This is a genomic window from Streptomyces endophyticus, from assembly GCF_035798155.1.
In the GTDB taxonomy this organism is placed as follows: Bacteria; Actinomycetota; Actinomycetes; order Streptomycetales; family Streptomycetaceae; genus Streptomyces; species Streptomyces endophyticus.
In genome coordinates, this window is record NZ_JAOZYC010000019.1 from 1 (window position 1) to 13,296 (window position 13,296).

Here is a 13,296-nt window from a genome sequence, read left to right on the forward strand (position 1 = left end):
GCCGGCCGCGGCGCGGGTGCTGGCCGCGGCATGGGCGGCATGGGCGGTGGCGCCCATGGCGCGGGCGGAGCCGCAGGCAAGGGAGGCGCGGGTAGGACGGGCGCCTCCGCACGTGCGAAGGGCGGCGTCGTCGGCGGAGCGAAGGGCAAGACCGGCGGGGCATTCACCCCTGGCGGTTCGGGGCTTCGCAATCGTGGCGCCGGCGCGGGCGGTACCGGCGCCGGCGGCAAGGGCCAGAACGGTCGCAGTGGCTTCGGCCCCGCCGGAGCCGCCGGCGGACGCGGCGCCGGAAAGCAGCGCGGCGAGGGTGGCAACAACAGCCGTCTCCCTGACTACCTCTCCGAGGACAAGGAAACCTGGACGCCCAAGGACCGTAAGGCCAACCCGCCCGTCATCGAATAACGAGATAGCGTTCACGGGGCCCACGACCACCCGGTCGCGGGCCCCACGTACGACAAGCACGAACCCGATGCAGAAAGGTGTCAGAGCATGCGCTTCGCGCACAGGACGCTCCGCACAATCGGTGGCGCAGCCATGGTGGGAGCCCTGGTGCTCGGCACCGCGTCCACCGCTTCGGCGGACGCGACCAGAAACAACCAGTGGCAGAACAAGGCGTTCGACATCGACGCCGTTCACAAAGTCGCCACCGGCAAGGGCGTCACCGTCGCCGTACTCGACGACGGCGTCGACGGCACGCACTCCGACATGACGGGCAACGTGCTTGCAGGCAAGCGCTGTTCGGACGGCAAGCCGGCCAACGAGGAGAAGCTCGACGATCACGGCTCGGGCATGGCCTCGCTGATCGCGGGCCACGGCCACGGGGCTGGGAACAGCGCAGGCGTACTGGGCATCGCTCCAGACGCGAAAATCCTGCCAGTGGACATCTTCTCCTCCGAGGGCCGCGGCTTCGGCAAGGACCAAAAGACTGCCTGCGAATGGGACGAGGCGATCCGCTACGCCGTCGACCAAGGCGCCGACGTAATCAGCATCTCCATTGAGCAACAATACGCAGACGAAATCGACAAAAAGGCCATCGCCTACGCGCTCGCCCACGACGTCGTCGTCGTCCAGGCGTCCGGCAACGATGGTGTCGAGGAGAAGCGCGGCCTCGGCTCCGTTCCCGGCGTCACCCAAGTCGGCGGTTCCGTCCAGAACGGAACCCCCTGGGAAGACGAGAACTACTCCAAGAAACTCATGTTCACCGCCCCCGCCAAGGACATCATCGTCGCCACCAGCGATGGCGGTTACCAGGCCGACGGCAAGTTCGTCAGCGGCGACTACGTCACCGGCGACGGCACTTCCATGTCCGCCGCCATCGCCTCCGGCACCTTCGCCCTCCTCAAGCAGAAGTACCCGGACTACACCCCCGGCCAGCTGGTCAACCGTGTCATCAAGTCCACGTACATCGCCAAGGGTGTCGACAAGTCGAAGCTCCCCGACGCGTACCACGGTTACGGCGACCTGAGCCCGCTCAAGGCCCTCACCGCCAACATCCCCAAGGGCGGCGCGAACGGCCCGTGGGACCTGTCCGCACTTCCGAAGGCTTCGGGAGACAAGGCCGGCGGGGCCTCCTCGCCCGCAACCGATGACACGTCCAGCGCCTCGAACGACGACAACAGCTCCAACGTGCTCCTCTACGTCGGCATCGGCATCGCCGCGCTCGTCCTCATCGTGGTGGTCGTCGTGATCGTCATCGTCTCCCGCAACAAGAACAACCGCGGTGGCCCGGGCCGCCCCGGCGGACCTGGTGCCCCTGTGGGCATGCCCCCGCACGCCTACCAACAGGGCGGCTACCAGCAGGGCGGCTACCCGCCCCAGCCCCAGCAGCCCGGCCCCTACGGCCAGCAGCAGCCCCCGCAGTGGGGCCCGCCGCGCCAGTAGGCGCACCGTATCGAGCGGGACGTGAGGCCGCGGGCCTCACGCGTGCGCTCCACACGCGTAACGGACTGTGACGCGCAACCACGAACCCGTCGAAGTTCGGCGTCACAGTCACGTACCTCCTCCCCACCAGCTCAGAGAAGGTGGTCGGCCTTTCCCCCCTTTATGTCGAGGATCATGCGGCGCAGAGCGTCACGGCTGTCCGTGATGTAGTGGTCCTCCACACCATTGACGGCGACGTAGGCGTTGCCGTCGGTGTCTATGCCGAGTCGGAAGCAGTTCGCGGCCTCGCCGCAGAAGGGTTCGTCCCAGGTGATGTCAGGCATGCACGCTCCTACAGTTCATTGACGATCTTGTGAATGAAATCGCGTGACGCCACGTGCGGCAGGGCGACCTCCACCATCGCGTCGATCTGCAAGGCGTACTTGCGCAACTGCGCGTCGGAACTCATGAATTCCGGCCCGTGGGTGCTGTCCAGGAGCGCGGTGTCGAGCTGAGGGGCAGCACCCTTCGCGTAGGTGACGGACTGTCCTGCACCGGGGAAGGCGCCGACCGCGAAGGGGATGACCCGGATCTGCACCTTGTCGCGCTCGCTGACGTCCAGGATGCGCGTCAACTGCCGCTTGGCCACGAGCCGTCCACCGAACTCCATGCGCAGCGCGGCCTCGTGTATGACCATTTCCAGGAGAGGCGGATCCGGACGGTCGAGCACTTGGCTCCGCCCCAACCGGTGAGCGATGCGGGCTTCCCTGGCCTCTTCGGAGAGTGGTGGGAACACGGCACCGAACAGCGCTCGTGCATGCTCCTCGGTCTGAAGCAGACCCGGCAGGTGCACCGAAAGTGCGACCCGCAGCCCGCAGGCGAACCACTCCATCTCCGCGATGTCGAGGAATCCGTCCGGGACAGTTCCACGGTCACGCTCCCACCACCCCTCACCTCGCTCCGCGGTGAGGGCCGCCAGGCCATTGCTCCAGGCGTCGTCGATGCCGCCGTAGCTCGACGCGATGGCGCGCACGCGCGCCGCGCTCACTCCGGTGCGCCCCGATTCGAGGTTCGCGACGTAATTGCGCGGCGAACCGATCAGCACGGCGGCCTGCTCGGTGCCGAGCTCCGCGCTCATCCGCATCTTGTGCAGCTCGGACCCGACCCGACGTTGGCGCCAGGTCGGATTACGCCTCGGTGGCATCTGCCCCTCCTTGGATGGTGACCGGGACAGTCTGCCTCGCACGGGATCCAGAGGTCCATCCCGAAAGGTTCTACACGTAGACCCAACCTGCGCTACAGTCAGTAACGCACCGCTCACGCAAGCGAGTTGAAGCGCACCGCGCCGTGCTGCCCGCAACCTCCTCCCCGGGAGGGGCGGCCCGGCGCCCGGGGAGGCAGGCCACTGCCCGCGCCCGTGAGTGCCGCACACGTAGCGACTTGACCCGTATTCCCGCCCCACACAGAGGAGTCGGCCATGCCCACCGTTGTGCACCAGCCGCCCGCCGCCGCCCCGGGGAAGCGCCACCCGCTCGCGCTCACCGTCACCCTCCCCGCCACCACCGCGTCGGCCGGCATCGCCCGCAGCGCCGTCACGGCGGCGCTGCACCGACACGGCCTGGACCGGTTCGCTCTGGTGGCGTGCCTCGCGGTCACCGAGCTCGCAGCCTGCGCGGCACGCACGGCCCCCGACACCGCCATTCACATCGAACTCGCCGAGTACGAGCGGGGGTTGAGGCTACTCGCACACAGTGCCCAACCGGCAGCGCCCTGTACCAGGCGGGGCCTCTGGCTGCTCTCCGCGGCCATCGACGACTGGGGCGGCACCTGGGGTGTCCTGGATACCCATGCCCGGCCCCACACCCACACCCCGCCCTCCCGAACGCTGACCTGGATCGGCCTCCCTCACTGACGTCACCACGGCGCGACCTCGACGCGCCCCGGCTCGTTGAGCAATCGGAACCATGAGAGGGGGGATCGTGGTCGGCTCGCCGCACGAGACCATGCACCACTTCTTCCGCAAGGAAACGGCCATGATGGTGCGCAACTTCCAGCGCCTGTTCCACGTGCCGTTTCCCGAGGCCCGCGACATCGCCGTACTCAACACCGACCTCACCGAAGTGACCCCGGTCGAGAGACGCGTCGACACCCTGATGCGAGTCGACACCGACGAGGGCAACTACCTCTTCGCGTACGAGTCCCAGGGCAAGCGCGACGACGCCAAGCCGGGCAGCTGGGCTTACTACTTGGCGTATCTGTACGCGAAGTACGGCATCGAGCCGGTCCTGATCGTGCTGACGCAGAGCCGGGCCACCGCCCGTTGGGCGGCGCGGCCGATTCGGCTCGGGCTGAAGGAGTGGCCGTCGCTGACGGTGCGGCCACTCGTGCTCGGTCCTGACAACGTCCCGAGGATCACCGACGAGAAGCAGGCGATGGAGGACCCGTCGCTGGCGGCGTTCTCCGCGATCGTTCATGGCTGTGGGCGGGACGCCGCTGCGATACTGGAACCGCTCGCAGCCGCACTGAGGACCATTGAGGGCGACAGCGCGGGGATGCTCGCGCAGTTCGTGGATACGGGCCTGGTCAATCCCCAGGCGAAGGAGATCTGGAGGGACCTGATGACCGAGGTGAGCTACTTCTTCCGCCATCCCGTCGCGGAGAAGGTGCGCGAAGAGGGCAGGGAAGAAGGCCGGGAGGAGGGCCGGGAGGAAGGCCGGGAACTGGGGCGTTCGCAGGCTCAGGCCGACATGATCCTCCGTATCCTCGAATGGCGCGGCCTGACCGCCCCCGACGTCGTACGGGACCGTGTCCTCGCCTGCACCGACGCGGAGCAGCTCACCGCGTGGGCGGAGCGCGCGGTCCATGTCTCCGATCCCGCGGATCTCTTCGCCCCCTGACGCATGGCACAGGGAGGCCCAGAGGAGCGCCCGCCCCTCTGGGCCTCCCCTGGCCCAACGCGCTAGTTCTCGACGCGCATTTCGCTGCGGATGTGTCCCGTGAGCTCCGCCGAGTCTTGCTCCAACATCCCAAGAGTGCCGTCGTACGGAGTGACCACCCCGACCGTCGAATAGTCGGCCCAGCCGCACACCGACGTCTCAGTGGCCGGGTCGTCGTCGTCCCAGTTGTCCACCCTGAAGTCCGCGCACTTCATCGTCGCGCCGTCGAGCGAGTCCGCCTCCGTCTCCTCCGGCACACCCATCGACGAGACGACGTGGCCGGGGGCCTTGTCAGTGGCCTCGGTGAGCTTGTCCTCCACGAGGCCGAAGTAGTAGGTCAGGGCCAGCCCGGGCTTGCGGAACTCGCCGTAGGCACCCGTGACCGAGAACCGCTTGCTGTTCTGCGCACGCTGCAACGTGTCCTGGGCCGCGTCCGGGTCAGAGGTGTCGACGTTGTCGACGAGCTCGTCGGAGTAGCTGGCGGCCATCTCCGTGGGCTTCTCCATCTCGTACCACGCCAACTTCTTGGGATCTTCCGTCGCGAGCTGCGGGTCCGACTCGTCGCCGGCGCGGTAGTACGTGGCGAACGACATCGTCGACGGCGCGGTCAGCTTGTGCGGGCCGTCGTCGTCCGGGCCCTGCGCGTCGCGGATCCAGAACAGACCGAAGCCGACCAACGTCATCAGCGCAGCCCCGCACGCGACGAACACCAGGGTCTTCCCCAGACCGCCGCGGCGTGGTGGCGGCGGCGGGAATCCGTAACCGCCGTACTGCGGCTGCCCGTACGGCGGAGCCGGATGCTGTCCGTACGGTCCCGGCTGCGCGCCGTACGGCCCCGGTTGTTGGGGCTGGCCGGCGTACGGGCCCGGATGGTTGCTGCTCACTGCTGGAGTCCTCCCCGTGCGGATGTGTCAGGACATCCTCCCGGACCCACAAGGCCCGTGTGCCCATCGGGCCGCTTCCTCCACCAAAGAGTCCCGTTCCCTCGGCTCACCGTGGTCGCCGGGCAACTCCCACTAAGCTGACAGTGATTGTCGCGGGACAACGGAAAGGGCTGGTGCGGCGTGGGGACCACAGGCGAGACGCCGGGGGAGATCGAGGCCCGCAAGGAGCGCGAGAAGAACGAGTTGTACGCGCTCGACATCTCGGGTGTCACATGGGAGAGCGCTCCCGGCACCGAGCAGGACGAGGAGCGCGTCGAGATCGCCAAGTTGCCGGACGGCGCCGTGGCGATGCGTTCGTCGCTCGAGCCGGAGACGGTGCTGCGGTACACCGAGGCGGAGTGGACGGCGTTCGTACTCGGCGCCCGGGACGGGGAGTTCGACCTGGAGTCGGCTCCGCGCAAGGGTGGCCCGGAGGCCTAATACCCGTACGCGCCCGGCGCCGGCATGTCCGCGTCCAGCACCGAAGCCGACTGGTGCGCCAGCGCGGCGACGAGGCGGGCGGGCAGCCAGCCGGGGGTCAGGAGGGCCGACGCGTGGTCGGTGGTCCCGAAGCCGGCGGGCTGCCGCGCGGCGCCCGTCCCCGCGCTCAACTCGGCCACCACTTCCGCCAGTTGCGGCCTCCGCACCGGGTCCCGTGACAGGCATCGGCTCACCAGTGACCGCAGCGACGCCGGGAGTTCCTCCCGCTCGGGCACCGTGTGGCCCGTTGCCGCACAGGCGAGCGTCGCGCCCAGTCCGTACACGTCGCCGAGCGGGCGCGGCTGTCCGCCCGCCGCCTGCTCCGGCGCGAGGGCCGTGGCGTCGACGCCCGGCAGGTCGCGCCGTACCGCGCCCTCGGGTGCCGCCGCCCGTACCGCGCCGAAACAGTCGAGGCGCGGGCCGTCGAAGGAGAGCAGGACGGCCGTTGGGGAGAGCCCCGCGTGGACGAGGCTCTGGCCGTGGATGACGGACAGGGTCTCGGCGAGCGCGACACCGAGGGCGCGCACGGTGTGCTCCGGCAGCGGTCCGCCGTGGAGTGCGAGCGCGGTGGGCAGTGGCAGCACGGGGACGTACGGGCGCGCGTGCCAGGGTGCCCCGCCGGGTGGCGCCAGCTCGACGGTCGGCAGCGTCCAACTGCCCAACAGGTAGCGCGCGGCGTCCGCTTCGGCCATGAAGCGGTTCGGGTCGACGCCGGGGGCAGGGGTGCTGAGGAGCACGGTGCGGTCGCCGCCGGGGGTGCGGGCGATGCGGCGGACGGCGGGGACCGGACGTCCCTGCTCGACGGCGAGGCCGGTGGCGTCGGTGGAGTCGATGGAGGTGAGCGGGAGGTAGGGGCCCACCTGTTGCGCGGCGCTCTGCATGTGTCGTCGTTCCCTTCGGCCTCAGAAGACGCTCAGCGCGTGCACGGCGCTGTCCAGCAGCAGGAACACCCGGTTGCCGGCGGCGGCGAGCTGGGAGTAGTGGGGGCGGGGGTACCTCGTCGTCCAGGCGTCCTTGCCGTCCTTGCGCGGGATGCCCTTCAGCTGGAGTTCGCCGATTCCGTCGCCGTCGTCGACGGACCAGACGCTGGTGCCCTGCGTCAGCACACGGCTGGTGGTGGACGGGCCGACCGCGAACCACTCCTGGTTGCCGTCGGCCCGGTTGTGGCATCGGGTGACGTCGACGGCGTTGGCGTACACCCGGTTTCCCCGGACCTCGGGCGGACCCCACTTGCTGTAGACGGAGTTGGTGCCGCCGAGCGGAAACGTGCTCCACTCCCGGTTGCCGTCGCGGAGCCGGTAGGCCTCCAGCGTCTTGCCGTTGAGGTAGACCATGCCGTCGGCGATCGCGGGGCGGACGACCGACTCGGACTCCTCGGACTGCTTCCACGCCGTGCGGCCGTCGTCGGTGCGCACCGCGAGCACCGTGCCGTCGGTGGACGGGACGACGAGGACGCCCCCGCCGACGGCGGCCGGGCCGTGCAGCTTCTTGCGGAACTTCGCGGGCACGGTGACCGTCCACCGCACCTCGGCGTCCTCGCTGTTGACGCAGCGCAGCCGGTCGTCCTTCGTGAGCATGTAGACCGCGTCGACGCCCGCGGCGAGCAGTGTCTCGGCCTCGGCCTGCTCGCACGTCCACTTCGCGGCTCCGGTGGAGGGCACGAAGGTGTGCAGCGTTCCCTGTTCGTCCGCGCCGACGACGAGCCGGTCGGCCAGCGACACGTAGCCGGACCTGGCCCGGAGGCCTTCGGCGGACCACCGTCGCGTGCCGTTCTTGACCCCGTACGCCCCGATGCCGCCGGAGCCGAGCGCGAACACCAACACGTCGCGTACGGGCAGCAGTTCGGGTGAGGTGGCGTCGGCCGTGGTGACGGTCCACAGCTTCATGGACCCGCCGTTCTCGGCGTAGTCGTCGCCGGGCTTGGACTTCAGCGCCTGTACGGGAGCCTTGGCCGCGGCCGGGATGTCGAACAGGGCGCTGTCGGGGCGCGAGCCGTACCACCACGCGGCCGTGCCGCCGCCCACCGCGGCGACGGTGCCGCCGACGGCGAGCGTCGTCAGCAGGCGTCTTCGTGACATGGCGGGCTTCTGCGGCTGCTGCGTTCCGCCCACGATGGTGGTCGCGAGGTGCCGGGCGCCGGTCTCCCGTTCGGTGATCGCGTCGGCGATGGAGCCGCGCCGCCAGGTCTTCTCGGCGCCCTTGGGCGGCCGCATCGCCTCGGCGATCTGGGCTGGGGTGGGGCGGTGGGTGGGGTCCTTGGCGAGGCAGGGCGCGATCAGTGTCAGCAACTCTGGTGGGATTCCCTGGAGTTGGGGCTCACCGTGCACCACTTCGTACTGCACGGCCGCTACGTGTCCGCCGTCGAACGCGCGCCGTCCGCTGGCCGCGTACACGAGCACCGCGCCCAGCGAGAAGATGTCGGCGGCCGGTGTGACGCGGCGGCCGAGCACCTGCTCGGGGGCCCCGTATCCGGGGGTGACCGGCACCTCCCCGGTCGTGGTGAGGGTCAGTCCGTGCTCGGGGCGGGCGATGCCGAAGTCGATGATGCGCGGGCCCGTCGACGTCAGCACGATGTTCGGCGGCTTGAGGTCGCGGTGGATGAAGCCGGCCGCGTGGATGTCGGCGAGGGTGTGCGCGAGGGAGGCGGCGAGGGCGCGCAGGGTGGGTTCGGGCAGCGGTCCGTGCGCCTCGACGGCCTGGTCGAGGGTGAGGCCCGCCAGGAACTCGGTGGCCATCCACGGGCGGCCGCCCTCGGTCCACGCGCCGAGGACGTTCGCGACTCCCTTGCTGCGTACGGCCTGTGCGGCCTGCGCCTCGCGCACGAACCGCTGGGCGAGGTTGGTGTCGTGGGCGAGTTCGGGCTTGAGAACCTTGACCGCGGCGAGCGTTCCGGCGCCGTCCTGACCGACGTACACCTTGCCCATGCCGCCCTCGCCGAGCACGCCGAGGACGCGGTAGGGACCGAGGCGGAGGGGGTCGCCGATGCCGAGGGGTTTCATGTGGGGCCTTCTGCCGGGGAGGCGGTCGTGGAGTCAGCCGAGGAATGTGGGGGGCGGTGTCACTTCATGGGGTACGCGGCCAGCTTGGCGTTGTCGCTCAGGGAGAGGATCCGCGTGCGCTCCGGGTTCGCGTAGAAGCGGTCGCCGTCCGTCTTGTACGTCCACGCGACCCCGTGGTTCTTGAGGTCGACGGCGCGCAGCTGGGCGCCGTTGCGGTAGTACGCGCACTGCTTGCCGACGAGCGGTCGCCAGGCCCTGGACTGTTCGTCGGCGCTGCCGTCCTTCTCGACCCACAGCCGTTCGCCGCCGCTCGCCCTGTACGCGGCGAGTCCGACGCCCTCGCCCACCGCGTACACGACACCGCCGTCCAGCGTCGGCGGCCCGAACGCGCGGCCTTCGGGCGTCTGCCACTGCGCCTTGCCGTCCTTCAGGCGCACCGCGCGCAGTCGGGTGCCGCCGATGTAGAGGTGCGTGTCGTCGGCCGCGATCCCGGCCCACAGGGTGGCGACGTCATCGACGAGGTACGGGACGTTCCACAGGATGCCGCCGGTCTTCACGTCCCGTACGACGATGTGGGGTTCGTCCTCCTTCATCTGCTGGTACGTCACCAGGCGCCCGCCGGCCACCTTCGCGCCGAGGATGTGCATGGACTGGTCGAGCTCGTCCCGCTTGGGCAGCGGCCGGGACCACGCGGTCTTGCCGGTCCGGCAGTTCACGGCGCGCAGTGTCCACTTCTGCGCGCCCCCGTAGCCGAGCTTGTCGCCCTTGCCCTTGCCCACCGCTACGTAGGCCATGTCGTCGGCGACGCAGAGGAGTTGGTTCCCCTCCAGGTGGTCGGTGGTGTCGGCGAGGCGGGCGAGCGTCTTGACCTTCTTGCCGGTGCGCGGGGCGATCGTCTCGAGGGTGACGGGCGCTCCGGCCCGGTCGTCCTCGTACACGTTGTAGGACAGGTGGTAGAGCTTGCCGTCCGCGGCGGCCCACTGCCATCCGCTGCCTATGTGGTCGTCCCACTTCTTCGCGCCGTCGGACAGGGCGAGGCCGCGGGCGTACCCGCGCATGGCGACGGCCACCCCGTCGGCGATGGCCGGGATCATCGACTTTCCGCCGTCGACGACGCTGGTCTCGAAGTAGCCCTCGTCCTTCCAGAGGGGTTCGAGGTCGCGGCGGTTGCGGGTGTCGCGGGCCATGGGGTCCGTCGCCTTCTTCTGCTCCTCCTCCGCGGAGTGGCCGGTCCACCACCAGGCGCCCGCGGCCGCGACCGCGCCGACGCCGAGCACTCCCCCGGCGGCGAGGAAGCGGCGCCGCGACACGGGGCCGCTTCCGGTGGCGTTTACGGAGGTGGTGGTCTGCGGGAGCGTGTGCGCCGGGGGCGCGGGCAGCCGCGGCGGGGCGATCTGCCATACGTCGGTGGCCCGGCGCCCGATGTCGCCGAGCAGCGCCGGGGAGAGGTGGTCGGCGAACTCGCCTGCCCTTGTGTGCAGTTGGGCCGACAGCTCGTACGTGGTGGGGCGCCGCGCCGGATCCTTGTCGAGGCAGCGCGCCAGTACGGGAACCAGCCCGGCGGGCACCCCGGTCAGGTCCGGCTCGCCGTACCGCACCCGGTACAGCAGGTCGGCGGCCTGTCCGTTCCCGAACGGGCCGCTGCCGCGCGCCGCGAACACCAGCACCCCTGCGAGCGCGAACACATCACCGGCGGGGCCGTGTTCCTGGCCGGTGGCCTGCTCCGGCGACATGAAAGCGGGAGTGCCCACGGCGGATCCGACGCGGGTCAGCCGGTCGTCACCGATGGCCCGCGCGATGCCGAAGTCGATGACCTTCGGGCCGTACGCCGTGACGAGGATGTTGGACGGCTTGAGGTCGCGGTGCACGACGTCGCTGCGGTGCAGTTGCCCAAGTGCCCCGCACAGGGCGGCTCCCAGCGCGCGCACGGTCGTCTCGGGCATCGGCCCACCGGTCTCGACGGCCTCGTCGAGCGGCGGTCCGAGTACGTACTCGGTGGCCAGCCACGGCGTCTCGGCCAGCGGGTCCGCGTCCACGACCTTCGCGCCGAACTGCCCGCCGATGACGCGCGCGGCGTCGATCTCCAGCCGGAACCGGGTCCGTCCCGCCTGGTCGGAGGCGAGCCCGGCGTGCATCGTCTTCACGGCGACGGTGCGCCCGCCGGCGGTCCGCGCGACGTACACCGTTCCCATCCCGCCGCTGCCGAGGCGCCCGACGAGGCGGAACGGGCCGAGGTGTACGGGGTCGTCGTGGGTGAGCGCGGTAGGCATGAGGTGAGTTCTCGCGGTGGTCGGTTGCGGAGCGGGTCAGTTGGGATGCGGGTCAGTTGGGGGGGCGCCGCGCGCAGGGCCTGTCGTCAGACTCCCGTCGTCGCCCGAAGGGCGGCGCCGCGGCGTCTGGGGCGTGCGATCGCAAGGCGCCAGAGAGTCCTAGAAGGGGGTCCCCCTGCTCCTTAAGAGCTTGGGGGAGGAGCTACTCGGGCTTTTCGGCAACGCCGTGAGCGTGCGTGCCAGGCGTCGCGGCGCAGACGGGAGTTTGACGACAGGCCCTGGGACGGGGCACCGCCCCTGATCCGATTCCGCACGCCACGTCCTCCCCGCCGCCGTCCGAGCCACGACCTCCCCAGTCACGGCGCGGCGAGTCTAGTCGACGGGGTGTGAGCGAGCCTGCCGTGCGGGCGGTTTTGGTGATTAGGCTGGGACGGGACGTGTCCTGTGTTCCCGCGCGCACGTCATGGGGGGCGGGGGAGGCACGCCGGTGCTCGACCACACCAGGAGGCATTGTGAGCAGCGATCGGGACGATGTCCGCGGGGGCGGCGAGTCACCCGCCGGTGACCCGTCCGGCGCGGGGCCCAGTGCCGAGCAGACCGGCGAATTCACGATCGACTACGCGCCTCCGCCCTGGTACGAGCAGGCGAGTTCGCGGAGCGGTGGGGTGAACTGGGAGTCGGGTACGCCGGTGGCTCCGCCGGGGTGGGCGGGTTCGGAGGGTTGGGCGGCTCCGGCGGCTCCGGCGGCTCCGGGTGAGCCGACCGCTGCGGGTGCGGCGACGGCTGCGGGGGCGGCGACGGCTGCACCTGGTGGCGGGGGTCGCGAGCTGGGGAATCGGGGGCCGGGGAGCGGAAGTCCGGACATCGGTGACCTGGACGGCGGAGATCTGGGCGGCGGGGGCCTGGACCGCGGGGATCTGGACAGCGGCGATCTGGAGAGCGGGACCACCCTGCGCTTCTCCGCGCCCTCACTGAAGCGGAACTTCGAGGAGCTCACGGCGCTCGGGGAGCCGCCCGCCCCCGCGCCCACGGAGGCCCAGAGTCCCGAGGAGAGGGCCCGCGCGTGGGTCGACGCCCACCGGGTGCACGTCGACATCGACACGGAGAGCACCCGTGCGAAGACGGCCGACGCCGCCCCGACGGAGACCGACTTCCCTCTCGCGGCACCGAACGCCGAGGAGACCGGCGCGGCATCCACTGACGCCGCCCCGGCGCCCACCCCCGGTTCCGCCTCGGCGGCCGCGGCTCCGGCCGCCCCAACGCTCCCGATTCCCGGTAACCCTCCGGCTCACGGCAACGCACCACACGCTCCGACGGGTTGGGCTCCGCCGCCCCCTCCGGCAGGCGGGGTTCCCCCGTTGCCGCCGTCGTTCCAGCCGGCCGCGCCGCCCGCGCCCCCGCAGTGGACCGACCCCGCGCCCGGCCAACCGCCCCTGGCGGCCCCGAACACCCCGCCCGCCCAGGGCGCGTACGGCTTCCCGCAGTCCCCCGCCCCGGCCGACGCCCAACCCATGCCACCCCAGGGCGCATACGGCCCTCCGCAGCCACCACCCCACAGCCCACCCGCCCCCGCCACAAACACGCCGCCCGGCTACGGCTTCCCGCAGCCCACCCCCAACACCCCCGCGCCGCAAGCCGGTTACGCAACCCCGCAGCCGCCGCCCCCGGGCCAACAGCCACCCACCACCCCCACACCACCTACCACCCACGCCTTCCCCCAGCCTCCCGCGCAGCCGACACCACCACCCCAAGGCCAGCCCCGGCACCGCCGTGGAGCCGACGTGGTCGATCGAGAGCGCCTGCGAGCCGAGTGCGTCGCCCAGCACCC

11 protein-coding genes and 1 pseudogene are annotated in these 13,296 nt (G+C 71.0%); 6 read left to right on the forward strand and 6 right to left on the reverse strand.

Going from position 1 to position 13,296, the window contains the following annotated elements:
- Both OKJ99_RS04490 and OKJ99_RS04495 read left to right on the forward strand, forming a co-directional pair.
- Positions 1-402, forward strand: a pseudogene (locus tag OKJ99_RS04490) (hypothetical protein); the annotation flags it as partial.
- Between the two features lie 87 nt (positions 403-489).
- Positions 490-1,881, forward strand: coding sequence for a S8 family serine peptidase (locus OKJ99_RS04495; RefSeq protein WP_326014416.1), 1,392 nt, complete (start codon positions 490-492; stop codon positions 1,879-1,881).
- Between the two features lie 131 nt (positions 1,882-2,012).
- Here OKJ99_RS04495 and OKJ99_RS04500 read toward each other — a convergent pair whose 3' ends face one another.
- Together OKJ99_RS04500 and OKJ99_RS04505 are read right to left on the reverse strand one after the other, a co-directional pair.
- Positions 2,013-2,204, reverse strand: a complete 192-nt coding sequence (locus OKJ99_RS04500) for a hypothetical protein (protein ID WP_326014417.1) — start codon at positions 2,202-2,204, stop codon at positions 2,013-2,015.
- Positions 2,205-2,212: 8 nt separating this feature from the next.
- Positions 2,213-2,998 carry a helix-turn-helix domain-containing protein gene (locus OKJ99_RS04505; protein WP_326014418.1) on the reverse strand — a complete coding sequence of 262 codons (786 nt, stop codon included), beginning with the start codon at positions 2,996-2,998 and terminating at the stop codon, positions 2,213-2,215.
- 339 nt (positions 2,999-3,337) lie between these two features.
- On the opposite strand from OKJ99_RS04505, the gene OKJ99_RS04510 reads away from it, so the two are divergent.
- Positions 3,338-3,772, forward strand: a complete 435-nt coding sequence (locus OKJ99_RS04510; protein ID WP_326014419.1) for a hypothetical protein — start codon at positions 3,338-3,340, stop codon at positions 3,770-3,772.
- 67 nt (positions 3,773-3,839) lie between these two features.
- Positions 3,840-4,757, forward strand: coding sequence for a hypothetical protein (locus OKJ99_RS04515; protein ID WP_326014426.1), 918 nt, complete (start codon positions 3,840-3,842; stop codon positions 4,755-4,757).
- 62 nt (positions 4,758-4,819) lie between these two features.
- On the opposite strand, the gene OKJ99_RS04520 is transcribed toward OKJ99_RS04515, so the two are convergent.
- Positions 4,820-5,680, reverse strand: coding sequence for a hypothetical protein (locus OKJ99_RS04520; RefSeq protein ID WP_326014420.1), 861 nt, complete (start codon positions 5,678-5,680; stop codon positions 4,820-4,822).
- 180 nt (positions 5,681-5,860) lie between these two features.
- Between OKJ99_RS04520 and OKJ99_RS04525 the strand changes: the two genes are divergently transcribed.
- On the forward strand, positions 5,861-6,160 hold the full coding sequence (locus OKJ99_RS04525; protein ID WP_326014421.1) for a DUF397 domain-containing protein: 300 nt from the start codon (positions 5,861-5,863) through the stop codon (positions 6,158-6,160).
- Here OKJ99_RS04525 and OKJ99_RS04530 read toward each other — a convergent pair.
- From OKJ99_RS04530 to OKJ99_RS04540, 3 genes are read right to left on the reverse strand one after another with little or no spacing between them, the layout of a single operon-like run.
- The gene (locus OKJ99_RS04530) at positions 6,157-7,080 is read right to left on the reverse strand and encodes a serine/threonine-protein kinase (protein WP_326014422.1); all 924 of its coding nucleotides are present in this window, start codon (positions 7,078-7,080) and stop codon (positions 6,157-6,159) included. The two genes, OKJ99_RS04525 and OKJ99_RS04530, sit on opposite strands and share 4 nt — an antisense overlap.
- Positions 7,081-7,101: 21 nt before the next feature.
- Complete coding sequence (locus OKJ99_RS04535) at positions 7,102-9,198, reverse strand: serine/threonine-protein kinase (protein WP_326014423.1); 2,097 nt, start codon at positions 9,196-9,198, stop codon at positions 7,102-7,104.
- Positions 9,199-9,257: 59 nt separating this feature from the next.
- Positions 9,258-11,468 (reverse strand): protein kinase domain-containing protein, encoded by a 2,211-nt coding sequence (locus OKJ99_RS04540; RefSeq protein WP_326014424.1) that lies wholly within the window; start codon positions 11,466-11,468, stop codon positions 9,258-9,260.
- Positions 11,469-11,980: 512 nt separating this feature from the next.
- Between OKJ99_RS04540 and OKJ99_RS04545 the strand changes: the two genes are divergently transcribed.
- Positions 11,981-13,296, forward strand: a 1,316-nt coding sequence (locus OKJ99_RS04545; protein WP_326014425.1) for an SCO5717 family growth-regulating ATPase, incomplete at its 3' end; no start/stop codon positions are given.

Coding starts and splice junctions, on each gene's coding strand:
- OKJ99_RS04540 (WP_326014424.1), bottom strand. CDS start 11,468: ATGCCTACCGCGCTCACCCACGACGACCCCGTACACCTCGGCCCGTTC.
- OKJ99_RS04530 (WP_326014422.1), bottom strand. CDS start 7,080: ATGCAGAGCGCCGCGCAACAGGTGGGCCCCTACCTCCCGCTCACCTCC.
- OKJ99_RS04500 (WP_326014417.1), bottom strand. CDS start 2,204: ATGCCTGACATCACCTGGGACGAACCCTTCTGCGGCGAGGCCGCGAAC.
- OKJ99_RS04535 (WP_326014423.1), bottom strand. CDS start 9,198: ATGAAACCCCTCGGCATCGGCGACCCCCTCCGCCTCGGTCCCTACCGC.
- OKJ99_RS04505 (WP_326014418.1), bottom strand. CDS start 2,998: ATGAGCGCGGAGCTCGGCACCGAGCAGGCCGCCGTGCTGATCGGTTCG.
- OKJ99_RS04510 (WP_326014419.1), top strand. CDS start 3,338: ATGCCCACCGTTGTGCACCAGCCGCCCGCCGCCGCCCCGGGGAAGCGC.
- OKJ99_RS04495 (WP_326014416.1), top strand. CDS start 490: ATGCGCTTCGCGCACAGGACGCTCCGCACAATCGGTGGCGCAGCCATG.